Here is a 25,378-nt window from a genome sequence, read left to right as displayed (position 1 = left end):
CTATCGAGGTCTAGAGTTATTATAAACTCTAAATTCGATAGGCTTGATTATTTTTTGAGGATTTCAACTGAAATTTTCAATTTCCCGATATCCCCCTTTTTATTCTTTTATCGTATTGATTAGACGATTTATATCAAAGGTTTTGGTGATTAAAAGTATGAATAAATATAAACAACCACCTATTATGGAGGATACAACTGTACTCCATGCATTGCTGGAGGATAAAGAATAAAAGTTTTGATAGCTATAAATCATAGCAATAATCATTAAAAGGGATGCAAATGCAGGTTTTAATACAGCTTGCATAAAAGAAATATTTAATTTAATATGGCGCATCAAAGTAATGAGGTTTAAGGCGAAAATCGTAAAGGTAGCTAACAGAAAACCTATAAAAAAACCGTTGATTCCGTAACGAGGATTAGGTATCAAAAAATAAGTGCAATATAATTGTAGCATCATCCCTAGAATGTAATTAATTGTTGTTGCAATCTGCTTTCCCATCCCATGCAAAATACCTGATAACGTATGCTGCATGCAGAGAAAAATCATTCCATAACTAATGATAGATAGGTACCTGCCAACATCCTCATGGCCATAGATCAATTGTGCAAGATGATGTCCAAATATAGCGTATATTATAGTAGTAGGTATCGCTACCAATAATGTAATCCTTAAAGCCAGACTAGACTTGTATTCCACATCTTTCCAATTATTTATTGCCAACTGTTCTGAAATGTTTGGTATGATATTCAGCACCAGAGCGGTTGTTACAGTAAAGGGTAAATACAGTAAAGGCATTGCCATGCCTGAAATTTTGCCGAAGGTTTCAATAGCAGCTACAGAAGAATAGCCTGCCACTTGAAGTCTTTGAGGAATTAATATAGAGTTTGCTGTTTGCATAACCACAGATACTAAGCGGCTTAAGGTAATGGGTACTGCTACAAACAGTAAATGATTAAAGATTTCTAAAGAAGAATCACTGTAGGTTCTAATATAATGGGATTTTGTTATAATTTTTTTGAAATTGAACCTAAAAACCAAATAAAGTAGCCCAGCAATCTCTCCTATAGAAATCCCTATAATAGCGATGGTAGCAGCTGCCACAGGATTTGAAGGTATCTTATAATAAAGATAAGTTAAAACAAATACAATTCTAAAAAACTGTTCAATAATTTGAGCAGATGCAGCAGGAGCCATTTCCTTTAAACCATAAAAGAATCCCCTTAAGATGCTGGAGAAGGTAACGATACTTATGGTAGGTATCGTCCATAGAACTGGATAATAAAGATCTGGGTTCTTTAATATTTGATTGACAATAAAATCAATTTTTAGAGATACAAAAACTGAAAGAATAAAAGAGGTTATCCCTCCTAATGATAGAGCAAGCAGCAATACCTTATAAATGCCTTCGCGGTTGTGAAGAGATTTTTCTTTAGCCACTAACTTAGAAACAGCAATTGGAATACCTGCTGTTGGGATTGTAATTAGCACCATTAAGAAGGGAAATACCATTTGATAAAGACCAATGGCAGTAGCCCCAATTAATCTAGAAAGAAAAATTCTATATATAAAACCCAGGGATCGAACAACAACATTCACCAATGCCAACAGAACTGTGCCAAAAATAAATGAGGATTTTTTCAAATTAACCACCTCTAGCAATGTATTTAGATATACAATAAATATTCTTGTTAAGCATTGATTATTACAGTAATCTTTATAAGTGCTTCTTATTGGCAACACACAAAAAAATATCCTGTTTCGCTGGACATCTAGTGAATAATACATTAATATGGGTACATATATATATATGATTAATAAACACTGAGCTGTATTTGTGGAGGTGACAGATTTGATAGAGGAAATTCAAGGGATTATGACAAAGGAAGAATTTGATGAAGAAGTGGGAAAAAAGATAGGAAACTCATCGGAAACTTTTACCTTAGCGATTATTGATATCGATAATTTTGAAACAGTAAACAATTATTATGGGGAAACTGTAGGGGATAAGGTAATACAAAAGATTGCTTCTGTGCTAAGACAAAATTTAAGATCCGATGATTTGGTAGGTAGATACAATAAGGATGAATTTCATGTGTTGTTTAGTAATTCCAATGCAGAAACTGGATTTATCATGGTGGAGGAAATAAGAAGATATTTTGATGAGAATACATTTCAACTAGGTGAAAAAAATCGTGATATTGCCATAAAAATCAGCGCAGGAGTTAGTAATTTTCCAAGAGATGCTAAAAATGCTGTAGAGCTATTTAGAGCTGCTGGCAGTGCCTTGTTTAGAGCTAAGAGAGAAGGAAAAAACAGAGTTTGCTTAGCAGAAAGCGAAAATATGCTGTTGAAATCCAATTATTATACAAAAACACAATTAGAACGTATAGGAGAACTATCGAAAAAGACCGATAAAACAGAGGCTTTCCTATTAAGGGAAGCATTGGATGATTTGTTTGAGAAATATAGTAAATAAAGCTTCAAACTAGGCATTGAATAGGAGCTGCTGACAAATAATAGAGGTATATGTATAAAATGAGGAGGCTTTTTATGGAATTAGTATGCCCTATTTGTAATGGTCTAGTAAGTTATGTTGTAAAATGTCCATATTGTGAAGAAATAATGAAGGCAGCTGGAGCTATACAGGATTATTTTGATGATTATAGTACCTATTTAGATAAAGATATCACTGAGATGATAGATGGTGTTTCTGAAAATCAATGTTTGCATATATTTTATTGTCCCCAATGTGGAAGAGATAAGAGAATACTAGTAGATAAAATGCTCATGTAAATTTGAGGAAATGATAGAACATGAATATTTCATTGAAATTATTATGATGAAATAATATAATGATAGCAAAGCTTAGTCTATTGTTTTTAATATATAAGGGGGAATATTATGGATCCAAAAGATCAAGTTGTTAAAAAGGTGAAATATATACCGGAAATCAGAGGAGTTTTAAGAAGTAATTATATTGAGCTGCCTTCTTGTATAGCTGAAGCCAGTGGCATAAAAATATTTGGCAAAAGAATTAAATCCATATTATTTAGTACAGATGTTGCAATCATTAAAAATACAAATGCCGATTCTATAATAGCTGTGTACCCCTTTACGCCTCAATTAGTTATTACCCAGGCTTTGATGCTAGCATCAGATGTGCCAGTTTTTTGTGGGGTTGGGGGTGGACTTACAACAGGAAAACGGTCTATCAATATCGCCCTGCATGCTGAGTTTCAAGGAGCTATTGGCGTGGTTTTGAACAAGCCTACACCAAATGAAATTGTTACAGAATTAAAAAACACAATAGATATACCCGTAGTTGTAACGGTTGTGTCAGAGGATGAGGATTTTGAAGCAAGACTAGAGGCTGGAACAGATATACTAAATGTTTCTGGCGCTGGAAAAACGGCTCAGATTGTTAAAAAAATAAGAGAAGTAAGTAAAACCGTACCGATTATAGCAACTGGTGGGAATAGTCAAGACTCGATACTAAGGACCATTGAAGCGGGAGCCAATGCGATTACCTATACACCACCTTCAACAGGAGAAATCTTTACAGAAACAATGAAAAAATATAGAGGTCAATATTAAAGACTTTAAAAACAAGGAACAGCTGATGATATTGGAATCAGCTGTTTTATTATAAATATGTGACTGAGAAACCTAATCTAGGAATGGTCACAGGCCATTCCCTACGCAATTAAATTTTGTAGTAGTAGGGAACGGTTTATAACCGTTCCTAAAAATGTTAGCATTTCCAATTACACATCTATGGATGCAGTGCTATATTATAATAAGTCATCAATTTTGTGGAAGCTAGGCTCCATTTTATTAAAGGATGTAATGTATTTGAAACCTATATCCTTTAGCTGCTTTAACGCGTGACTAAAGTTAAAGGCAACATGCTGAGGTACATGGGCATCAGAGCCTAGGGTAATGATTTCTCCTCCCAGCTTATAATAAAGCTCTATAATTTCTATAGATGGATGATAATCCTCGAGTCCATAACGAATTCCCGAGGTGTTTAATTCAATACCTTTTCCATTTTCAATAATTTTCTTTAGAATCCTATTTGTATGTTCTTTGTACTCCTGTAGTGGAAGAGATGTTTCGAAGCCTCCATAACGTTTAATAATATCAAAATGACCAATAACATTATAATCTTGATAGTTATTTATTATATAGTTTAATTCTTCAAAATAGGTTTCGTAAGCACTTTTTTGAGTCTTTGTATGGAAAAAATCTCCTGCATACAAATCTTTTTTTTCTACAACATGGATGGAAGCGATAACAAAATCAAAGTTGTGTTTAACTATATCTGTACTGCATTTATCTAAAATATGGGGTTGTAAACCCATTTCTATACCTTTTCGTATAACAATTTTATCCTCATATTTTTTTTTGTATAATTCTATTGCATCAAAATAATCCTTATAACTAAATTCAAAGCTCAGATCACATTCAGGATAATCATAATCAATATGGTCAGTAAAGCATATTTCCTTTATCCCGTTTTTAATAGCAGATAGAACAGCTTCCTCCATAGTCATTGAAGCATCGGGAGAATAGCTGCTGTGGACATGAAAATCATACATAAAAATTGCCTCCTAGCCAATATTTACTACATTCACTATTTTATCCTGTAGCAATAATTAAGTCAAAGGATTTATATTTTTTCTCTTGCTAAAGGCATGCTCATGCAACGGGGACCGCCACGACCTCGAGATAGTTCATAAGATTGAAACTCTAAAACCTCTATACCTCTCTTTCTTAGAGCTTCATTTGTTACATAGTTACGATCATAGCAGATAACTTTACCCGGTGATACCGCTAATGTGTTGCTACCATCACTCCATTGCTCTCTTCCTGCAGCAATAATATCCCCATTACCACATCGAATTAAGTCAACAGCAGGCAGGTGTAAATATTTTTTTAATATGGAGGATAACTGATCAGCTTCATAAGAGATACTAAGACCTTCTTTACCCTTTGTAATACTATAAACATCTAGTGGGGATTCGATTCCAGGATAAATTGTAAATTTGTCGTAATCTACCATAGTAAATACCGTATCCAGATGCATATACGCTCGGGTTTTTGGTATATCAAAGGCTAAGACGGTATCGAAAGTTTCATTAGAATTAAAAAGATTTTTTGCAACCTTTTCAATTGCTACTGCATCGGTGCGTTCGCTTATTCCAATTGCAACTACCTTTTCAGATAGAATTAATTCATCTCCTCCTTCGATAGGATGGCTTTTGTCTCTGTTATACCAACGTTCAATATTTTTAAATCTGGGATGATAATCAAATAAATATTTAGCAAATAGAGTTTCTCTATTTCTAGTGTCACTGTACATGACGTTTAAGGTGATTCCTTGACCCATGGAAGCAAAAGGATCTCTTTGAAAATATAGATTTGGAATTGGATCTAGATAAAACGGATAAGGATTTCTTACCATATCTCCTAAAGACTTTGGCTTTATATGAGATAGTTCCCCTGTTCGTATACCTGAAATACATTTGCGAATCATATCTAAAGAAGTCATTGGTGCAAAAAATTCTCTTATAGCATCCCTAATTCCATCCGTACCAACACGACCCTCCTCCATAAATTCTTCTAAAAAGTTATTTCGTACTTCCTTATTCTCTAATATTTCTGCCATAAGTTCTGTCAAATAAAGAACTTCCACTCCTTCTTCTCGAAGAAGGTCTGCGAATTGATTATGCTCTTTACGGGCTTGTTTTAAATAAGCTATTTCGTCGAAAAGCAATCTTCTTAAATAATCTGGTACGATGTTTTCTATTTCCTCGCCAGGACAATGAAGTAGCACGCTTTTCAATTTACCAATTTCATTATAAACGAAGATTTCATTTGAGTTTGTCATAAATATTTCACTCCTTTCCAAAAAATAAACAATGCTTTGGTTAGCAATAATTGATCTCTACATAGTTTGATAGAATTATAGGATTATTATTATTGTTTTTCAAAAATGATTTTCATAATAAAAATCATGCATATTCTGGATATCAATGTTATTAGTAATGGGACGGTTATTTAACTATAGGGAAATATCAATATACTATAATAAAAATATGAAATGAAAACCTTGACATATCAAAGAAGAGAATTGTGGTCTCGAAATTGATTCTTTTGTGGAAAGCTATTATATTGCAATGAAAGAAAAAAATGTAGAATGTCATCGTAAAAATATCGTAAAATGATATAAAATTTTAAAATATTTCAATTGACAGACAAAAGACTCAATGATATAATAATATTACAAATCAAACGTGGAAAGAGGGGGGCAAAACAATGAATAATAAAGTGGAAAAGAAAGAAAAGGTTAAAGAATGTCGAAAATGTGGAGTGTACACCTGTATCCATTATGTTTTGGGAAAATGCACATTGGAGCAATGTGATATGTTTGAAAATGGATTTATGCAAGAATGGTAAAAACAACTTCATATAGAAAGAAAAAAATACTTATCAATAAAGAAAGATGAAGGAAAAATCCTTCGTCTTTCATTTTTTTTTTTGTAAATTGTTTTAAGCAAAATGACTGTTTTCTTTATATTGTAATTGATATAAATGATAGTATAAGCCTTGTTGTTGTAGTAGTTGCTGATGGTTACCGGATTCGCGAATTTCTCCTTTATGAAGAACAATAATTTTATCGCAATTTTGTATAGTAGACAGCCTATGGGCAATTGCAATTGTTGTCTTATCTTTTATGATTTTTTCGATAGTATCCTGTATAAGTCCTTCTGTTTCAGTATCGATGTTGGAAGTAGCCTCATCAAAAACAAATACTGAAGGATCATATATCAAGGCTCTAGCAAAGGATAATAGCTGCCGTTGACCGGTAGAAAGATTACTACCTTTTTCTACGAGTGGTTCATCGTATTGCATCTTCATTTTTTTGATAAATTGATGAGCATTTACATATTTGGCTACCTTTTCAACATCTTCTTGAGAGAAACTCTGATTATTTAAAACAATATTATCTTTGATGGTTCCAGTGAACATAAAAACATCCTGTAGAAGGATACCAATATTTTGTCTTAAATCCTTTAAAGGGATATTTTTAATATTAATGCCGTCCACCAATATTTCACCTTTTTGCACATCATAGAAGCGACCCATAAGATGAATAATTGAGGACTTGCCTGCCCCTGTTGCTCCTACAAAAGCTATGGATTCTCCAGGAAGAATTTTAAAGTTGATATTCTTTAAAACCCAATCCTCTTCTTGATAAGCAAACCATACATTCTTAAATTCTATTTCTCCTTGGAAGTTATGATTTTTTATAGGATCTTTATTATCTTCAATAGCTGCTTCTTCATCCAGTAGGGAGAAAATTCTTTCAGAAGAAGCCATTGCAGATTGAAGAATGTTGTATTTTTCTGTTAAATCATTAATTGGTTGAAAAAATTGCTTAATATAGTTGATAAAGGCAAAAAGAACGCCAAATTCAATTCTTCCCTTTATAACTTGACCTCCTCCATACCATAGCACCATAGCAATGCCTAGTGAACGAATAATCTCCATAGAGGGACGAAATATTGCATATAGAAAATTTTGTTTTTGATGAGAATTTAAAAGTGCTTGGTTACTTTCATCAAATTCTTGAAGTTGTTGCTCTTCTCTGCTAAAAGTATGAATTGTCTTCATACCAGTGATATTTGCATTTAAAAGAGCATTGATGACACCTAATTTTTCTCGAACCGAACGATATGCAGCTCGAACCTTTGAACGAAAGAAGGCTGCTGAAAGAAGTATAATAGGAACAACAGAAAGAGCGATTAGCGTTAACTGGATATTCATTTTAACCATAATAACAATGATTCCTGTTAGCAGGAAAATATCTTTAAATAGATTTACTAACACACCTGTGTACATTTCATGGAGAGTTTCTGTGTCATTAGTAACTCTGGTAATCAATCGACCTACAGGGTTTTTATCAAAAAAGCTAAGGGACATTTTCTGTAAATGTTCAAACAGCTGTTGTCGTATTTTAAAAACAATTTTGTTGCTGGTGTAATTTAATAAGTATACCTGAATATAGTTAATTAAAATACCAAGGGTGATTAATATAAGATAAAGAATACTTAACCTGCGAAGAGCATGGTAGTCTTGGGCGCGGAACTCTTTTAGCCCATCATAAACATTCATATAATCGTCTATAGCAATTTTAATAATATAGGGGCGAGCTATATCAATACCGGCGATTAGAGTTAACAATAATATAGAGATTGCCAGTAATAACCAGTAGGGTTTAGCATAGTGTAATAATCTCTTCATCAGTTTGGAATCGTAGGCTTTACCCACAGTTTCTTCGTTAAATTTGTGAAAACCTTTCATAATAAAATCCCCTGTCTTTATTCCATATTAATTTTCTCTTCTAGTAATTGTTTTTCATAAAAATCATAATACAATCCTTTGTTTTCTAACAATTCTTGATGTGTACCTTCCTCTATAATCGTAGCATTGTCCAATACAATGATTTTATTACAGTGTTTAAGCGTAGAGATACGATGGGCAATGATTATAGTAGTTCGATTTTGGGTTTCGGTTTTTAAAGCCTCTAAAATTTTCTCCTCTGTATTTGTATCAACAGCTGACAAACAATCGTCTAAGATAAGTATATCTGGATTTTTAATTAAAGCTCTGGCAATGGAGGTTCTCTGTCTTTGACCTCCTGATAAAGTGATACCCTTTTCTCCTACCAGTGTTTCATATTGTTTAGGAAAATCTAAAATATCCTCATGAAGACCTGCTATTTTTGAAACATGGCGGATATCCTCTATAGAATAGTTATCTATTCCAAAACCAATATTCTCTGCAATCGTTGTGGAGAACAAAAAACTATCTTGATCCACAAAGCCTATTTTTTCTCGTAAGGATTTTAGGCTGATCTCTTTAATGGGCATATCATCAAAATAGATGTTACCCTCACTTAATTCATATAGTCGTAATAATAAATGAGCAATGGTAGTTTTTCCGCTCCCAGTTCTACCTATAACTCCCACACTTGATCCTTTTGGAATCTTAAGAGAAAAGTTTTTTAATGCTGGATACTGGCTGGTAGGATAGGTAAAGGTAACTGAATCAAAGACAATGGCTTCCTTAATGTCTTCTAGCTCTTTAGCAAAAGAAGAATCCTTAATCTCTGCTTCTTCTTTAAGAATAAGATTAATCCTTTCCATAGAGGCACTGCCCCTTTGCATAATATTGATAACCCAGCCTATTGCTGAGATAGAAGACACCAGCAATCCTAAATAGGTAGTAAAGGCAACGAAATCTCCTAAGGAAATGTTGCCATCAATAACCAATCCACCTCCATACCAAATAGCAATAACAAAGCTTAAGGAAGATAGAAAGTGTACTAATGGATGAAAAAAACCAAATAGTTTTGCTAGCTCCATATTTCTTTCGAAAAGTTCTTGGTTTTTTTTGTAAAAGCTTTGAATTTCTGCCTCCTCCTGTACATAGGCTTTAATGACCCTAACACCAGTAAGGTTTTCCTGCGTTTTGTCTGTTATATTTGCAAAAGCCTCCTGTGCTGTTCTAAATCTTATGTGAATCAGTTTCCCAAACCTTGTCATGGCAAGAATTAATAGGGGCATGGGAAGTAGGGCTAATACTGTTAATTGTAAGTCTGTAGTAGCTGCCATCATTATGATAGCTGCAATATTTAAAAAAATAGCATCTGTCATGGCCACTATGCCAGGGCCGAAGGCCATTCTTATAGCATGGATGTCATTGGTTACATGGGCCATAAGGTCACCGGTTTTATGTCGTTGATAATAACTAGTGGATAAGGTTAAAAGATGAGAAAAAACCTTATTTCTTAGGTGGTATTCTAGTTCTCTTGAAGCACCTATTATCAACATTCTCCACAAAAAACGAAAAAAGGCAATTCCTATACCTATTAGGATTATATAAAGTGCATAACGCAATACATCTGAGCCCTCTAAGAGGTTTTCTTGCAATTTATTGGTGATGCTTCTTAATACTTCTGGAATAAACAGCTGTAGAAGGTCTACTAAAAGGAGAAAAAAGATACCAAAGAGATAAGACCATTTGTTTTTTATGAAAAATTGTTTTAATGTTTTAAAATTAGACATATCTTTCACCTCTATATCTATAAGCTGTATACATTCATTATATTCTATACAAAGCATTAGTATCCTTCAAGGGGTTCCTGAAAAAAGAATAATAATAAGTAGGTAGGTAATAATTAGGATAGAACAGCAGGAGGGAAGTGTCATGATGAAAACAGAATTACACAAAAATAAAAAGTTATTAAAGGTGAAAAATATAGGGCATGGCAGGGTATCATACAGGGTATGGAAACATTATTGGACAAGCAATAGGTGCAAGACATTCTCATCTTGACAATGCTGGTTATTCAATAGACCAAGAAAATGAGAGCTTTACAAAACAAGAAATAGTAGAGAAACTAATTGAAGAAGAAATCAATAAAAAACTAAAAAAAGAAGAAGCTGAAGAAATCTTAGAGATTTACATAAAAGAAATTGAAAAAAAGTTTTCCTATACATAATTGCCTTTTTATTTTGTAAAACTATGATATAAGGAGGTGTTATTGAATGAATCTTGAAACAAGAGATATGATTGTTAAAAAGCTATTAGATGCACAGGAAGCTGTAAGAGATTTTGAAATGTTTTCTAAGCACACAAAGGATGAGGAGGTAGCTAGAGCATTTAAGCATTTTGCAGAAGAATGCGGTACACAGGCCCATGAACTTCAAAGACTAGCAGATAAATATAGAAGCAACTAAAAATAGGGGTTGTAGGGGATGAAATCCCCTGCTCGCCTTCAGGAAGGTGCTCAGACAGCTTTGCTGTCGTCGAAGGAAACCTAGGGTTTCCTATAAGCAGGCAGCCAATTTAGCTTGCTAAATTGTGCTGATCGCTTAGTTGTTTCACCCAGCGAAAGCATCGAAGATGCTTTTTTTATTCCATAGGAATTTATCTGTCATCCTGAACAAAGTGAAGGATCTCCTGCGAAGCAGGTTTGCTTCTATAGTAAAAAAGATCTTTTGCAATTAATTTTGTGAGAGATATAAAAAGATGATATAATGAAATAAAATTGTATGGAAACATTTTAAGTGATGGTGATAAGAGATGAAAATATATGAGAATATCCAATTAAATAAAGAATCAAACTTTCAGCACTTATATATTCAAGTATATAAAGCATTAAAAGATTTAATGCTGACGGGAGAATTGAAAAAAGGGGATAAACTACCACCCATTAGAAAATTAGCTGATTTACTAGATGTAAATAATGTAACGGTAGTAAGCGCCTATCGTATTTTAGAGGAAGAAGGCTTAGTATATAAAAAAATAGGAAGCGGTACCTATGTAACTTTAAATCTACATGATAAAGAGAACTATGAAAGTTTACCAAAGGGAATCATAGAAGAGGATTATATTCCCAACTCTTTAATCGAACAAAGTCATATTCATATTGAAGAAAATATGATAAATTTTGCAAGTGCAACCCCCTCTACTGATTTATTTCCTGTAGATGATTTCAAACAGGTATTAAACGAAGTATTAGATCGTGATAAGGGCTCTGCCTTTGGTTATCAAGAAAGTCAGGGATACTATCCCTTAAGAATTGCTTTAAAGAAGTATATACATCAATATGGAATACATACAGAGACTAGTAATATCCACATTATATCAGGGGCCCAACAGGGTATTGATATAATAGCTAAAGGAATATTAAACTATGGAGACCATGTTTTAATTGAAAACCCCTCCTATACAGGAGCTATGGCGGTTTTTCAATCTAGAGGTGCTAAAATTATAGATGTAGCTTTAGAAGAAGATGGGTTGAACTTACAAGATTTAGAGAAGAAAATTGTTGCCTATCAACCTAAACTTTTATATATTATGCCAAATTTTCAAAATCCAACAGGTATTTCCTATAGTTTCAAGAAAAAGAAAGAAATAATAAAAATTGCTAATAAATACAATGTATTTATTGTTGAAGATGATTATTTAAGTGATTTAAATTTCTTCGCTAACGATAATGCTACTTTAAAAAGTTTAGATACAAATGATATTGTGATTTATATAAAAAGTTTTTCTAAAATTTTTATGCCTGGGCTAAGACTAGGATTTTTAGTAGTACCAAGACCTTTGTTTGAGGAAGTGCTGCTGGCTAAGCATGCCACGGATATTTCTACCTCTGGTTTATTGCAGAGGGCCTTAGAATTGTATCTACTAAAGGGTACTTGGCAACAGCATATTAAATATATGGAAAGTCAATACAGACAGAGATTTGAGATTATGATTAGGTGTATCAAAAAATATATGCCTCAAGAGGTAAAATATGTTCTGCCTAAGGGAGGGGTGAATTTCTGGTTCAAGCTGCCGAAAGGGTTATCTGCAAAGGAACTATATGAAATTGTTACAAAGGAAAACATTGTTTTTGCTCCTGGGAATCTATTTTTTTTAAACAATGATGGTTTAGCTTACTTCCGTCTTAGTATTGCAGCTGTAAATGAAAAAGAGATTGAATATGGAATAAGAAAATTAAGTGAACTTCTACATAACTTTATTTCACAGGAAAATAAAGTTTCTATTCCTTCAAGTCAATACACACCAATATTGTAAATACATTACTTATTTTGCTGTCTCTCTTCACTGAAGAAGACATATAGGAGAGGGGATATCATGGAGAAAATTCAAATCATATGTAACCCAAACGCTGGAAGACAAATCATCCAAAAAAATGTACCTAAATTAGTAGAACTTTTAAAAGACGGGAAAAAAAGTGTGGACCTTACTTATACAAAAGGAAAATTTCATGCTGAAGATTTAGGGTATGAAAGCTGCAGTAAGGGTTATGATTTAATCATAACGGTTGGAGGTGATGGAACTATCAATGAAGTTGTCAATGGCATGATGAAAAGCCATACAAAATCAAAGCTAGCCATTTATCCTGCAGGAAGTGTAAATGACTTTGGCAATTACTTAAAAATCCCAAAAAACATCGAAGACTTTAGTAAAATAATTATGAAGAACAATAGCATGAAAGTGGATGTAGGTGCTAGTGACCAGCGGTACTTTTTAAACGTAGCTGCTGCTGGGTTATTACCAGAAGTTGCTCACAAAGTATCTTCAGAGGCTAAAACAGTGTTAGGGAAGTTTGCTTACTATATAGAAGGAATAAAAGAATTTTCTAAAATTATGTTTAAGCCCATCAACATTAAGCTATATAACGATGGATGTGAGGAAGAAAAAGAGATCTTATTTTTTATTTTAGCCAATAGTCCATCTGTGGGGGGGTTTAAATATGTGGCTCCTGAAGCTAAAGTAAATGATGGACATTTAGATTTATTAATTGTAGAACATGGTGATTTTAAAGATGTAGCAAGCATATTTGTAAAAGCCTTTACGGGAAGCCATGCAAAACATCCTGCCTTAAAGTATTTGCAGGTACAAAAATTCACTATTCATAGTGATGAAGCAATTGATTTAGACTTAGATGGAGAATTGGCAGGGCGTTTACCTGCAAGCTTTCGAGTGGAAAACCAAGCATTGGATATACTGATTCCATAGAAAAAGCTAAATCACTACACGGGCGAAAACATAGACCTCTAAGTAATAAAATAAGGTTGAGAATATATTCTCAACCTTACATTGTTTCAGCTATATCTTCTTCTAGAATTTCATTTTTGTCTATATTTGACCCGTGTATCATCGTACACTTACCTTCGAAAAATGCGTCTTCGTCAACGATAAATGATTTTACTTTAATATCTCCTATAACCTTACCGGTAGTTGTTATTCTCAACTGCTCAGAGGTATACACATTTCCTTCAATTTTTCCAGATACAATAATATTAGTAGCGTGGATGTTACCTATTATGCTACCGGTTTCTCCTATGTAAGCATCTCCTTTTACAGAAACCTCCCCTTTGATTTCTCCATCAATCCGAATCGTACCTTCTGCTTTTAACTCTCCTTGGAAACTTGTATTTTTTCCAACTAGCGTATTAAATTTATCTTGACTTACAGATTCTATAGCTTGCTTTTTATTAAACATAGATTCCACTCCTTCTCCCATTTTAATCTTCCAACAATTCCTGTGGATCTACAGGATCACCATGCAAACGGACTTCAAAATGAACGTGAGGACCGGTACTTCTTCCTGTACTCCCCATTTTTGCGATCGCATCACCCTTATGCACCTGTTGACCTACCTCTACGAGATTTTCTCTATTATGGGCGTATACAGAAGTATAGCCATTACCGTGGGATAGAATGATCATTCTTCCATAAGCTCCGTTATAACCAGAAAAGGTAACGACACCACTTCCTGCTGCTACGATGTCTGTATTACTCTTATTTGCTACATCAATTCCCCTATGAAACTCACGGCGACGACTAATCGGTGAGATTCTATATCCAAAGGGTGAAGTGATACGACCAATAGCAGGTACTAGATTAGGTAATGCATCAAGATAATCCAATTGTTTTTCTACATCTTCCATCAATTGACTCATATTTTCTTTTTGTTTTTCAATAAGGATTTCTAGATAGACCATAGCTTCTTCATAATCCTCTATCAAGGAGGGCGAGCGTTGATAAGATCTAGATACCATGAACAGAGGATTTTCTTCTAAAGAACTAGCCATTAGAGGAGAATCTAATCCTACCATATCTAATACATGATCTTTTAATTGGTTTAAACCTAATAATTGCTCCTCGATTTCAATAGAACGAAGGGTGAGATGATTAATTTCATTAGCCTGCTGCTGATTTTCACTTTCTAAGACCAGCACTCTATCAGTTGCGGCTTTTAGTTGATATTTTGTGGTAATAAGTGTACTGGAAGAGATCACTGCTACAGTAAGAGATATTAAAATACCAGTGATAAGAAACTTGGGAACCCAAGTAGGAATTGTGAATTCAATGACTTTTTCAGTTGAGTTAGGAATAATCATAAAGGTATATTTTTGTTTTTTAGTGCTATTTACATGTTGAAACTTTTCCATAATTTTCCTCCCAAAATAGTACTTTAAGATACTACTTTTACTTTTTATTCTACATAAACCAAAAAAACCCTCTTTTATTACAATCTTTTCCAGAGGGAAAATATAAATTGTAATTTAAGTTTATTAATATGACTAGTAGAATGACGGCAGCACTAATAGATAAGAGTTCATAGAATAATATCGTCTTTAAACTCAAATAATAACATTGATTCTATTCAATTCTTAGGAGGTATTGAAATCATGAAGAAAAAAATTGCAGTAGAAGGTTCTTTGTCAGATGTGAAAGATCTATTACAGTCCAAAGGTTATCAAGTGGAAGATTTAAATAATCAAAATAATCTAGACAGCTATGATGCAATTATTACAACAGGGCAAGATAGCAATGTATTAGGAATGGAAAACGCAGTAACAAAATCTCCAGTTATTGATGCAAGAGGACAATCAGCAGAGGATATATACCAGCAACTTCAAAATAGAATAAAATAACAACGGAAAACCCTCTAGGTTTTGTGGATAATACTTATCCAAAGTCTAACAGGGTTTTCTTTTTTTGTTTAATACAGCTTTATAACTTTACTCCATTAAAAAGACAGTGTGCTAAAATTTTTGTAAACGTTACAAAAAAGTTGTAAAAAAAGAAAAAAAAAGTGTATAATGGTATTAGAATAGTATAGATAGTAGCTACAAAGTGCAATTAATAATTATCCTACTAAAGGAGTGAATGAGTTGAGTTCAATATTGATTGATGGAAATAGTTTAACATTAGAAGAAATCGTAATGGTGGCTAGAAACAATTCTCAAGTAGATTTAACCGCAGCTGCAGTAGATAAAGTGAATAAGGCTAGAGAATTAGTAGATCGTTATATTGAAGAAGAAAAAATAGTTTATGGGATTACAACAGGCTTTGGAAAATTTAGTGATGTTGCCATTTCTAAAGATGAGACAGAAGAATTACAAAGAAACCTTATTATTAGTCATGCTTGTGGTGTAGGTAATCCTCTAGATGAAGAAATTGTCAGAGCAATCATGCTATTAAGAGCAAATGCATTATCAAAGGGACATTCAGGAATCCGACTTAGCACTTTAAAAACCTTAATTGAGATGCTGAATAAAGGGGTACATCCAGTTATCCCTGAAAAGGGTTCATTAGGAGCCAGTGGTGATTTAGCTCCTTTAGCTCATATGGTGTTAGTAATGATAGGAGAAGGAGAAGCGGTTTACCAAGGCAGGAAAATGACTGGTAAGGAAGCAATGGAGGCCTCGGGAATATCTATCATTCGATTAACCTCTAAAGAAGGGTTAGCTCTTATAAATGGTACACAAGTAATGACTGCTATTGGCGCTTTAACAATATATGATTGTAAACAATTATTAAAACTAGCAGACATTGCAGCAGCTCTAACAGTAGAAGCCCAGAGAGGTATAGTAGATGCTTTTGATTGGAAGGTACATCATGTTCGACCTCATCAAGGACAACAGCAAACTGCAAAGAATCTATTAAATATACTAGAAAATAGTACTTTTACTACTAGACAAGGAGAGATAAGAGTTCAGGATGCTTATACTTTAAGATGTATTCCTCAGATCCATGGAGCCAGTAGAGATGCAGTTGATTACGTGGAAGGAAAAATAAATATTGAGATCAATTCCGCTACTGACAATCCTTTAATTTTTCCTGAAGAAGAGGAAGTTATTTCAGGAGGAAACTTCCATGGACAGCCAATGGCTTTATCCTTTGACTTTTTAGGTATAGCTATTGCTGAACTTGCAAATGTTTCAGAGCGAAGGACAGAAAGACTAGTTAATCCACAATTAAGTGGATTACCAGCCTTTTTAACTGCAAAAGGTGGATTGCATTCAGGTTTCATGATAGCCCAATACGCTGCAGCAGCTTTAGTTTCAGAAAACAAAGTGTTGGCCCATCCTGCCAGTGTAGATTCTATTCCATCTTCTGCTAACCAAGAGGACCACGTTTCTATGGGAACAATTGCTGCTAGAAAAACTAGAGAAATTTATAATAATACCATAAACGTACTAGCTATTGAATTAATGGCGGCAGCTCAAGCGATAGATTTTTATAAGGATTATGAGCTAGGTAAGGGAACAAGTGAAGCCTACAAGATTATAAGAAATCATATCCCGACTCTACAGGAAGATAGAGTGATGTATCATGACATTAATAAGAGTACAGCATTAATTGCATCCCATGAAATTGTAAAAGCTGTAGAAAAACTAGTAAATATAATTTAAGATAAGTAACAGTTATGGGAAAAATAAAAGTGAGAGGAATCCTCCCACTTTTATTTTTTAATAACCATCTAACATTTCTAATATTCTATCAAGTTTTGCTTTTTGCTCTTCATCTAGAAAAGGCATCATTTGTTGAATGATTTCCTCTTGATTTGGAACTATTTTCTTAAGACGACCTAGCTCCTTTAAGATTTCTTCTTCTGATTTTTGACTATACTGATTGAAAATACTAAGAGCTTTTTGATAATCTTCTTCTGATATCATATCTTTAACTTCTTCAAGTTTGGAGACATCCCCTTTTTTAGCTGCCTCTAGAAGTTCATCCAATTTCTTTTGATCCATTATTCTCCCTCCTGATTATAAATTACTAGATAAAATAGAATTTATTTATGGAATTACTCTATCTATATAAATTATGCAGACTGTAACACTTTTGCCACAAAAATATAGAATTTCTTTAAAAGGTTTAAACCTTTAATAATTTCATGACGGATGAATATATTTAGTAAGAGAAGTTATATATCGAAGGGGGTAAATAATGGAAAACAATAGAGAAAAAAATAATATTAATATTACGCTTAATGAGAACCACATAAAACTTGTAGGTATCATGTTTTTATTTTTTTTACTAACTTCAAATAAAAAGTCTCCAAGTAAGTTTAACTTAGGTAAATTTAATTTGAGGGAGATAGATGATGTTGAACTGGAGAGAAAGTGCAGACTACTTAATAGAATTAAAGGATATATGAAGGCAGAAGAACAGCATACTGTACATAGAGCTGAAGTCATTTTAGAGATTTTAGGAAAAATGAAATCACTAATCGAAGGGCCTGAATTACATAGTGCAGAAGTACAATATCATTCCTTAAGTTTAGAGGATAGAAAACGAAATATGTTATTAGATCTTAGCAAGCATATGGAGGGAGAACACAGAGATATTATTCATACAGCTATCGATTTAGATATAAAGGCTAGGACAATAGAAAAAAAGATAAGAGAATTAAACAATTTGGCTAAAGATGGAATAACCCTTCAGAATGTTGAAAAACTTATAGAATTAGCAGAACCTCTATTAGAAGGAGAAATGAAGAGTAAAACCAAGGATATTAAAAAAATAACTAGTGCTCTTAAATTAATGAAATCAATAGATGAAAAGGGTTCCTTAGATGAAAATGATCTTATAGAAGTTATTTCTCCTTATATAGAACCTCAACAAAGAGACTCTCTAATGAAAATGGTGCAGATTGCCAAAGCTGTTAGCAGTACGATGAATAATAATGAAGAAAAGCAACAGGCACCAAAAAATGAAGTAGACAAAGAACAAGCCCCTAATTCTAATGATTTGGAGAAAAAAATAAACTCAGAAGATCTGGCACAGGACAACAATCGAATAAATAAAAATATTTTTATAGATAATAATAAAGAGGGGAATACATAAAGGCTTTATAATCTAAGAAATTTATGCTATATTAATATGAGAACAAAAGTATATTAAGGAGTGTTTAGATGTTATCCAAAGAAAAAATTGAGAGAATTAATGCATTAGCTAGACTAGCTAAGACAAGAGAGCTTTCGGTAGATGAAAAAAAAGAGCAAGAATCTCTTAGGAAAGAGTATATAGCGGTTTTTAGAAAATCTTTTAGCAAACAATTAGATGCTATCGAAATTGTTGATTAGGCAATTTCTTCTTCAACAGCAAGCTACAATATATTGTGGTTTTTATAGAGAAACAAAAAATATGACACTATATGTTGAACGATTCTTGAGTATTTAAACAAAATAAACTAAAATTTTCAAACCCCTTTCTTTATAATGATGATAAATGAGACTTAATTTAGGGAGAGTTTCTACTCCTCCTGAATTGTAGCCGAATTTACTTCGAGAATGTAGTGCTTGATTTGCCGCTTGGATAAGCGGCAGGTTAAAAGCAATATATCGAAGGACAAATCAAACTAAAGAAGGGGGTTATCATTTGAAGAAAATAGTAGTATTATTTTTCATAGCAATTTTGATAATAGGTCATGAAAATATCATTTTTGCCTCTTATAAAAATGAAGAAGCATTAAATGAAGAAATGAAACTTCATCTTCAGGAGGTCTTTAGCAATAGAGTAAACATATGGAACACATTTATAACAGAGGGCGCCACCTTAGAGGATACAAAAATACAATTGAAAGAATATACAACAGAACCATTAATAGAGGTTGATTTTGCAATCTTTCAAGAAATAGTGGAAAACCCGACCTCTTATGAAGTAATAAAAGAAGTACATATACAAAATTGTGAAGCAATAAAGGTTCATGGAAAAGAAAGTACCTTTTCTGTAGAAATACTTTGGGTGTTAGAGACCTATGAAGAACTAGTATATGAAGAAGTTCAATACATTGTTATAATGAAAAAGGATAAGAACAAGTGGCTATTAAGTGATTACCAGCTAAACAGATAAGCTGAATTTATTTCGAGGATGTAGTGCTTGACCTACCGCATGGGTTAGTGGGAGAATCGAAGGATAGAAATTGTGAGGAGAGTATACTCCTCATTTTTTTTGAAACAATGTATTAATTAGTGTTATTTTCCTAGATAATATTTAAAATAATATTTAGAAAAACAAAGGAAATTTGTCATCATTTGTAGAAATAAAGAATTAATTGAAGATTTAAATTTGAGGTGAAGTTCAAGAATGAGTAGTGATATTATGAGTGTTACAAAAATGAATGAAGTTTTTAAAAAGATTTTGAGCGCTATAGAAGAAAGTAAAACTGAAATATTTGATATTGCTGAGAATATTTCTAAGGAATGCAACGAATTACAAACGCAATTAGAAACTATAAAAGAAAACGTCTCAAAAATTATCAAAGAAGTTGATGAATTAGGAAAAACAGAAAAAAACAGTAGAAGAGAGCTGCTGGAAGTTAGTAGAGATTTTGTAAAATATAAAGAGATAGACATTCGAATGGCCTATGAAAAAGCTAACGCACTACAAATACATCTTATTTTAAAAAAACAACAGGAGCACGAGCTAATTAAAAGAAGAACAGAAGTGGAAATGCGATTAAAAAACTCTGAGAAAACATTAGAGAAAGCAGAACAGCTTACATCAAAATTAGGCGTTGTACAAGATTTCTTAGGAGGAAATATGCAAGATATTGCCAATACACTAGAGGGTATCAAACAAAAACACATTATAGGAAGGAAAATTATTTCCGCCCAAGAAGAAGAGAGAAAAAGAGTTGCAAGGGATATACATGATGGACCTGCTCAGTCCTTAGCAAACTTAATTATTAAGGCAGAAGTTTGTGAAAAGCTTTTGGATGTAGATATAGAAAAGAGTAAAGAAGAACTACGAGAACTTAGAAAGTGTACTAGAGAAAGTATTAAGGACATTCGTAAAATTATTTATAATCTACGACCTATGTCTATTGATGACCTAGGCTTTGTCCCGGCATTGCAAAGATACATTGAAAGGTTTCAAAGTGATACAAATATTACTGTAGATTTCATCATTTTATCTCAAGTGGCTTTAGAAGATTCTATCAAAAGCGTATCAATCTTTCGCATTATACAAGAGGTTTTAAATAATACTAGAAAACATGCTCATGCAACTTTTGTAGAAGTTAGAATCGAAATGAATAGTAACGATATCGCTATAAGCATTATGGATAACGGAGTAGGTTTTAATGTTGAAGATACAAAGCTTCAAGATAAAGAAGACGGAGGGTTTGGATTAGTTAATATGAGAGAGAGAGTAGAGCTGTTAAATGGCAACATTGAAATAAAAAGTGAGGAAAATATCGGAACGACGGTGCTGGTTAGCATTCCAAAGGAAGATGAATAAACATTGTGGGAGGTAGTTAAGATGAATAAAATAAGAATACTTGTGGTGGATGATCATTCCCTAGTAAGGCAAGGATTAAAGCAAATACTGGAATTAGAAAAGGATATAGAAGTAATAGGACAAGCAGGTGACGGAGAAGAAGCGATTTCTAAGGTACAAGCTTTAAAACCTGATATTGTGTTACTAGATATCAATATGCCCAAATTAAACGGCATACATACTTTAAGAAGGTTAAAGGACATGGATAGTACAATTAGAGTGATTATGTTGACATTTCATGAAGATAAAGAATACCTTTTTGAAACCATTAATCTGGGAGCAAATGGCTATGTTTTGAAGGATGCTGAAAGTGATAGCTTAATTAAAGCAATAAGAGATGTTTTCAATGGCAATTCTTATATTCATCCCAGTATAGCCACAGATCTTGTGAAGGAATTTAATAATAGAGGCATTAAAGATGACGAGGATATGCGCTTAACTAAGAGAGAGTACGAAGTATTAACTCTAATTGCTGAGGGATTAAATAATAAAGAAATAGCTTGTAGTTTATATATAAGTGAAAAAACTGTAAAAAATCATGTTTCTAATATTTTTAAGAAGATTAACGTCAATGATAGAACGCAAGCTGCTATTTATGCCTATAAACATAATATTAAAAAGATTTAAAAAAGCTATTAAGTGGGTAACATTATATAGTATAGTTGATATATGATGGGAGGGTAACTAAATGCAAATTATAACTGATAGTTCTTGCGATATACCAAAGGAATTGATTGAGGAATATGATATCTTAGTAGTACCATTAAATATTGAGATTGATGGAAACAATTATGTAGATGGCATTGAATTAACACATCAATCCTTTTACCAAAAGATGTCTACTTCTCAGGAGATACCAAAAACTTCTCAGCCTTCTCCCCAGAGCTTTATAGATGCCTTCAAAGAAGGATTACATAAATATGGAGAAATTCTTAGTATTCATCTTTCGTCAAAATTAAGTGGTACTCAAGATTGCGCTATGATTGCGAAAAATATTGTTGGAGGCAACATCCAGATTTTTGATACCTTAAATGGATCATTGGGTGTTGGATTACAGGTTCTTAAGGCTGCTCAATTAGCAAGAGAGGGTCTGAAAATTGATAGTATTATAGAAAAATTGAAGGAATATAGAAATGATTTAAAAGTAGTGGTTTATTTAGAGACCTTAGAAAATGCAGTTAAGGGCGGTAGAGTAACGAAGACTAAGGAAATAGTTGCTAATCTATTAAATCTTAAGCCGATCGTTCATGTAGAAGAGGGCTATGTAAAAATGCTAAAAACAGTTAGAGGAAAGAAAAAGGCAATCAAGACATTGTTATCAATGATGGAGGAAAAAAACATCAGTTATAAAGGCCGTATTGTAGGCATTACCCACTGTGATTGTCTAGAGGATGCAATACAACTAAAAGAAGAAATTATTAAGAAGTTTAATCCTGCTGAGGTGATGGTTACCACTATGGGTCCGGTTATTGGTACACATGCAGGCATAGGAGGACTATTAATTTGTTTCTAATAAAGAAGGTGCCACCAGTATCAGTGTACATTGGGAGCACCTTTTTTCTATTGATTGAACCTTAAACTACAAAGAAAAATATTGATGGACAAGTTTTCGAAAGGCAATTTCTAAAGGAGAAGGCGACCTGTATTTATGGCTTACTAAATAAAAGCTTCGTTTCAATTCTAACTTTTCAACTTTAAAGGTTTTCACTAGATTTAATTGAACTTCCCTTGCAACAGCTCGTTTTGATAAAAATGAAATCCCTAACCCTTTTAGAATACATTGTTTTATTGCTTCGGTATTTTCGATATAGGCAACAATTTTCAGATCTCCTATATCGATATCAAAATCTTTTTTTAACCTAGATTCTAATAATGTACGGGTTCCTGAACCTTTTTCTCTAAAGATAAAATTTTCCTGTAGAATGGTTTTCAAGCTAATAACAGGTGCGAAGGATGTATATGGCTCATCACAGGGTGTTACTAAGACAATTTCATCATTAACAAGCTCAATATACTTTAATTGACTATGGGGTATTTTTGCACCTACTATACCGAAATCAACATCTCCAGAAATTATTCCTTCAACCACCTGTTTTGAATCGTAATGCATCATATTAAAGGTAACGTCAGGATATATTTTATGAAACTCACTTATTATATCAGGAATAATATATTGTTCTGGTATGGTACTACTGGCTATTTCAATATTACCGATAATTTTTCCTTTGAATTCACCAAGCTTAAATTTAGCATTCTCTTTCAAATTAATAATATTTACTGCGTAGTCATAAAGGATCTCTCCTGCTTTTGTAAGAGAGATTTTTTTATTTGTTCGATTTATAAGAGTAGTATTTAAATTCTTCTCTAAATTAATGATATGGCTACTAATAGTAGGCTGGGTAAGAAAGAGATAGTCTGCCGCCTTAGAAAAACTTTTGAATTTAGCAATTGCAACAAAGGATTCTAACTGCTTTAAATCCATTATAAAACCTCCCTATCATTTACATAGACTCATCGTAACATGCTTAAGGAGAAAATTCAATCCTATCTCTTGTATTTATATTCACAATCTTCACATGTGGTAGTTGCATATTCTTCAGATTTTCTACAGGGGTTAACGTGGACAAGGACATCTTGGATATCGTGGTCAGATTTCATAATGTTTTCCTTCGCTCTAGCAGCTGCTCCATGACCTTCTTTTACTGTGATGTGAGGATCGACACATACCTTCATATCCACTACGAACTTTGAGCCATATTGCCTTACCTTTACATCCTGTACTTCTCTAATTCCCTTAGCATGAAAAGCAGCTTCTCTGATATCCTCTAATACTTCTTTAGAAGGAGCTGTATCCATTAAAGCAAGGATTGCTTGTTTATAAATTGATATGCCTGTTTTTAAAATAAGAATCGATACAAATAATCCCGCTAAAGGATCCATGATAGGGTATCCATACACAGCACCACCAATGCCTATCAATGCAGCAATAGAAGAAAAAGCATCAGTACGATGATGCCAAGCATCGGCTATAACAGCAGAACTTTTAATTTTATTTCCTATTTTCACAGTATAACGATATAGCCATTCCTTGGAAACGATAGATAGAAAAGCGATATAGATCGCCTTAAACTCAGGTGGTTCAATTACAGGCTGACGTAACACATTATAGGATTCCAGACCAATTCCAAGGGCGGTGACAATTAAAATAATAGCCAATATTTTCGATGTAATGGTTTCAGCTCTATGATGGCCATAGGGATGGGATGCATCAGGGGGTTTATGAGCAATCCTTAAACCCTGCAATAGAATAACCGTTCCAAATAAATCAGAGGCAGAATGAAAGGCATCTGCCAATAATGCAGTACTTCCAGCTAAAATACCAATAATAGCCTTAACTACTGTTAATAAAATGTTTGTTATGAGGCTGATAATGGATACTTTTTTTGCTTCTTGATAGCGTAATTGATCTTCCATAAAACACCTTCCTTTAAGGTTCATGCAAATAATTCACTACATATTATCTGAATACAATTAAAAGTATATGCAAATACTTTTATTATACCTAATAGAAAATTGTGAATATCAATCTTGAATGGACGATATTTCAACAGCAATTTTCCTAATTATTTTTAATATAACCAGTTAATAATTCTTTGATAGGTTACATGGAAGAATTTGTAGGAGGCAAACCAATGGCACAGGTTATCAATCTAAACGATTATAAAGCTACGAAACAACGACAATTAGTAATTAATATATATCAATTTTTAAATGAAAGCTTAGATTATAGTTTGGATAATATCTTAATTGATTTTGATGAATCTTTTATCGATGTATGTAATCAATACAACTTAAATCCAGTTAATGTCAATTATTTTAGATTACCTATTATAACTTTTATTGTGACAAGTTTTATAAGAAATAGTGATGTAGGCGACTATTTTCCAGATAGTCTAATAATAGAAAATGAAGAAAACAAATATATGTTTAAAAATACCCTAATAAAAATCCTCGAAACCTTTGAAAAAAATTATTTGAATCATTCCTATAAGTTTATGGTGGAAAAGGAAATTGCTTGTATCATCGATGAAGGACAAAAAAGACTTCTAGAAATCATACCAGAGAATATTTATTTAGTCTAGTATGACTGCAGAAAAAGACTTCTAGCAAATAACTAGAGGTCTTTTTATAGGTGCGCCCTTTATCT

General features: G+C 33.0%; 27 protein-coding genes. 17 read left to right on the top strand and 10 right to left on the bottom strand.

Annotated elements, in window-relative coordinates; translation table 11 throughout:
* Window positions 1-99: 99 nt before the first annotated feature.
* On the bottom strand, window positions 100-1,644 hold the full coding sequence (spoVB, locus tag CHB72_RS18755) for a stage V sporulation protein B (RefSeq protein ID WP_242975193.1): 1,545 nt from the start codon (window positions 1,642-1,644) through the stop codon (window positions 100-102).
* A gap of 208 nt (window positions 1,645-1,852) precedes the next feature.
* Here spoVB and CHB72_RS18750 point away from each other — a divergent pair, with 208 nt between their 5' ends.
* From CHB72_RS18750 to CHB72_RS18740, 3 genes are all read left to right on the top strand, one after another.
* The gene (locus CHB72_RS18750) at window positions 1,853-2,479 is read left to right on the top strand and encodes a GGDEF domain-containing protein (protein WP_242975192.1); all 627 of its coding nucleotides are present in this window, start codon (window positions 1,853-1,855) and stop codon (window positions 2,477-2,479) included.
* A 74-nt stretch (window positions 2,480-2,553) separates the two neighbouring features.
* A complete protein-coding gene (locus tag CHB72_RS18745; protein ID WP_089284408.1) occupies window positions 2,554-2,796 on the top strand; it encodes a hypothetical protein in 243 nt (80 codons plus the stop codon).
* A 108-nt stretch (window positions 2,797-2,904) separates the two neighbouring features.
* The gene (locus tag CHB72_RS18740) at window positions 2,905-3,597 is read left to right on the top strand and encodes a hydrolase (protein ID WP_089284407.1); all 693 of its coding nucleotides are present in this window, start codon (window positions 2,905-2,907) and stop codon (window positions 3,595-3,597) included.
* A 197-nt stretch (window positions 3,598-3,794) separates the two neighbouring features.
* Here the strand turns inward: CHB72_RS18740 and CHB72_RS18735 are convergent, their stop codons facing one another.
* Window positions 3,795-4,601, bottom strand: a complete 807-nt coding sequence (locus CHB72_RS18735) for a histidinol-phosphatase HisJ family protein (RefSeq protein WP_089284406.1) — start codon at window positions 4,599-4,601, stop codon at window positions 3,795-3,797.
* A 71-nt stretch (window positions 4,602-4,672) separates the two neighbouring features.
* Window positions 4,673-5,893 carry an arginine deiminase gene (gene arcA, locus CHB72_RS18730; protein ID WP_089284405.1) on the bottom strand — a complete coding sequence of 407 codons (1,221 nt, stop codon included), beginning with the start codon at window positions 5,891-5,893 and terminating at the stop codon, window positions 4,673-4,675.
* A 428-nt stretch (window positions 5,894-6,321) separates the two neighbouring features.
* Between arcA and CHB72_RS26745 the strand changes: the two genes are divergently transcribed.
* Window positions 6,322-6,462 carry a hypothetical protein gene (locus CHB72_RS26745; protein WP_176431471.1) on the top strand — a complete coding sequence of 47 codons (141 nt, stop codon included), beginning with the start codon at window positions 6,322-6,324 and terminating at the stop codon, window positions 6,460-6,462.
* Between the two features lie 93 nt (window positions 6,463-6,555).
* On the opposite strand, the gene CHB72_RS18725 is transcribed toward CHB72_RS26745, so the two are convergent.
* Window positions 6,556-8,370 (bottom strand): ABC transporter ATP-binding protein, encoded by a 1,815-nt coding sequence (locus CHB72_RS18725; RefSeq protein ID WP_089284404.1) that lies wholly within the window; start codon window positions 8,368-8,370, stop codon window positions 6,556-6,558.
* Window positions 8,371-8,387: 17 nt separating this feature from the next.
* The gene (locus CHB72_RS18720; RefSeq protein ID WP_242975191.1) at window positions 8,388-10,193 is read right to left on the bottom strand and encodes an ABC transporter ATP-binding protein; all 1,806 of its coding nucleotides are present in this window, start codon (window positions 10,191-10,193) and stop codon (window positions 8,388-8,390) included.
* Window positions 10,194-10,336: 143 nt separating this feature from the next.
* Between CHB72_RS18720 and CHB72_RS18715 the strand changes: the two genes are divergently transcribed.
* The 4 genes from CHB72_RS18715 (at window position 10,337) to CHB72_RS18700 (ending at window position 13,608) form a co-directional block, all read left to right on the top strand.
* The gene (locus CHB72_RS18715) at window positions 10,337-10,573 is read left to right on the top strand and encodes a hypothetical protein (RefSeq protein WP_089284403.1); all 237 of its coding nucleotides are present in this window, start codon (window positions 10,337-10,339) and stop codon (window positions 10,571-10,573) included.
* A gap of 46 nt (window positions 10,574-10,619) precedes the next feature.
* The gene (locus tag CHB72_RS18710; RefSeq protein WP_089284402.1) at window positions 10,620-10,811 is read left to right on the top strand and encodes a hypothetical protein; all 192 of its coding nucleotides are present in this window, start codon (window positions 10,620-10,622) and stop codon (window positions 10,809-10,811) included.
* A 346-nt stretch (window positions 10,812-11,157) separates the two neighbouring features.
* The gene (gene pdxR, locus CHB72_RS18705; protein ID WP_089284401.1) at window positions 11,158-12,660 is read left to right on the top strand and encodes a MocR-like pyridoxine biosynthesis transcription factor PdxR; all 1,503 of its coding nucleotides are present in this window, start codon (window positions 11,158-11,160) and stop codon (window positions 12,658-12,660) included.
* Window positions 12,661-12,720: 60 nt separating this feature from the next.
* Window positions 12,721-13,608, top strand: coding sequence for a diacylglycerol/lipid kinase family protein (locus tag CHB72_RS18700; RefSeq protein WP_089284400.1), 888 nt, complete (start codon window positions 12,721-12,723; stop codon window positions 13,606-13,608).
* 76 nt (window positions 13,609-13,684) lie between these two features.
* On the opposite strand, the gene CHB72_RS18695 is transcribed toward CHB72_RS18700, so the two are convergent.
* Together CHB72_RS18695 and CHB72_RS27860 are read right to left on the bottom strand one after the other, a co-directional pair.
* Entirely contained in the window at window positions 13,685-14,095 is a 411-nt protein-coding gene (locus tag CHB72_RS18695) for a bactofilin family protein (RefSeq protein ID WP_089284413.1), read from the bottom strand.
* A 22-nt stretch (window positions 14,096-14,117) separates the two neighbouring features.
* Complete coding sequence (locus tag CHB72_RS27860) at window positions 14,118-15,047, bottom strand: M23 family metallopeptidase (protein WP_089284399.1); 930 nt, start codon at window positions 15,045-15,047, stop codon at window positions 14,118-14,120.
* 240 nt (window positions 15,048-15,287) lie between these two features.
* On the opposite strand from CHB72_RS27860, the gene CHB72_RS18685 reads away from it, so the two are divergent.
* Both CHB72_RS18685 and hutH read left to right on the top strand, forming a co-directional pair.
* On the top strand, window positions 15,288-15,533 hold the full coding sequence (locus CHB72_RS18685) for a YkuS family protein (RefSeq protein ID WP_089284398.1): 246 nt from the start codon (window positions 15,288-15,290) through the stop codon (window positions 15,531-15,533).
* A 240-nt stretch (window positions 15,534-15,773) separates the two neighbouring features.
* The gene (hutH, locus tag CHB72_RS18680) at window positions 15,774-17,297 is read left to right on the top strand and encodes a histidine ammonia-lyase (RefSeq protein WP_089284397.1); all 1,524 of its coding nucleotides are present in this window, start codon (window positions 15,774-15,776) and stop codon (window positions 17,295-17,297) included.
* Between the two features lie 57 nt (window positions 17,298-17,354).
* Here hutH and CHB72_RS18675 read toward each other — a convergent pair whose 3' ends face one another.
* Window positions 17,355-17,639 carry a hypothetical protein gene (locus CHB72_RS18675; RefSeq protein ID WP_089284396.1) on the bottom strand — a complete coding sequence of 95 codons (285 nt, stop codon included), beginning with the start codon at window positions 17,637-17,639 and terminating at the stop codon, window positions 17,355-17,357.
* Window positions 17,640-17,835: 196 nt separating this feature from the next.
* Here CHB72_RS18675 and CHB72_RS18670 point away from each other — a divergent pair, with 196 nt between their 5' ends.
* The 6 genes from CHB72_RS18670 to CHB72_RS18645 all read left to right on the top strand — a co-directional run bounded on the left by CHB72_RS18670 (window position 17,836) and on the right by CHB72_RS18645 (window position 22,684).
* Window positions 17,836-18,735: a hypothetical protein gene (locus tag CHB72_RS18670; RefSeq protein WP_089284395.1), complete on the top strand. Its 900-nt coding sequence runs from the start codon at window positions 17,836-17,838 to the stop codon at window positions 18,733-18,735.
* Window positions 18,736-18,803: 68 nt separating this feature from the next.
* Window positions 18,804-18,974: a DUF896 domain-containing protein gene (locus CHB72_RS18665; protein WP_089284394.1), complete on the top strand. Its 171-nt coding sequence runs from the start codon at window positions 18,804-18,806 to the stop codon at window positions 18,972-18,974.
* A 295-nt stretch (window positions 18,975-19,269) separates the two neighbouring features.
* On the top strand, window positions 19,270-19,743 hold the full coding sequence (locus CHB72_RS18660; protein WP_089284393.1) for a GIY-YIG nuclease family protein: 474 nt from the start codon (window positions 19,270-19,272) through the stop codon (window positions 19,741-19,743).
* A 234-nt stretch (window positions 19,744-19,977) separates the two neighbouring features.
* On the top strand, window positions 19,978-21,132 hold the full coding sequence (locus CHB72_RS18655; protein WP_089284392.1) for a sensor histidine kinase: 1,155 nt from the start codon (window positions 19,978-19,980) through the stop codon (window positions 21,130-21,132).
* A 21-nt stretch (window positions 21,133-21,153) separates the two neighbouring features.
* The gene (locus tag CHB72_RS18650) at window positions 21,154-21,798 is read left to right on the top strand and encodes a response regulator (protein WP_089284391.1); all 645 of its coding nucleotides are present in this window, start codon (window positions 21,154-21,156) and stop codon (window positions 21,796-21,798) included.
* A 61-nt stretch (window positions 21,799-21,859) separates the two neighbouring features.
* Window positions 21,860-22,684 (top strand): DegV family protein, encoded by an 825-nt coding sequence (locus CHB72_RS18645; RefSeq protein ID WP_089284390.1) that lies wholly within the window; start codon window positions 21,860-21,862, stop codon window positions 22,682-22,684.
* 66 nt (window positions 22,685-22,750) lie between these two features.
* On the opposite strand, the gene CHB72_RS18640 is transcribed toward CHB72_RS18645, so the two are convergent.
* Complete coding sequence (locus tag CHB72_RS18640) at window positions 22,751-23,653, bottom strand: selenium metabolism-associated LysR family transcriptional regulator (protein WP_089284389.1); 903 nt, start codon at window positions 23,651-23,653, stop codon at window positions 22,751-22,753.
* Between the two features lie 62 nt (window positions 23,654-23,715).
* Complete coding sequence (locus CHB72_RS18635) at window positions 23,716-24,645, bottom strand: cation diffusion facilitator family transporter (RefSeq protein ID WP_089284388.1); 930 nt, start codon at window positions 24,643-24,645, stop codon at window positions 23,716-23,718.
* Window positions 24,646-24,863: 218 nt separating this feature from the next.
* Here CHB72_RS18635 and CHB72_RS18630 point away from each other — a divergent pair, with 218 nt between their 5' ends.
* A complete protein-coding gene (locus CHB72_RS18630) occupies window positions 24,864-25,313 on the top strand; it encodes a hypothetical protein (RefSeq protein WP_089284387.1) in 450 nt (149 codons plus the stop codon).
* Window positions 25,314-25,378 lie beyond the last annotated feature (65 nt).

It is taken from the genome of Anaerovirgula multivorans, from assembly GCF_900188145.1.
In the GTDB taxonomy this organism is placed as follows: Bacteria; Bacillota; Clostridia; order Peptostreptococcales; family Natronincolaceae; genus Anaerovirgula; species Anaerovirgula multivorans.
This window is presented reverse-complemented; position numbering and strand designations above follow the sequence as displayed.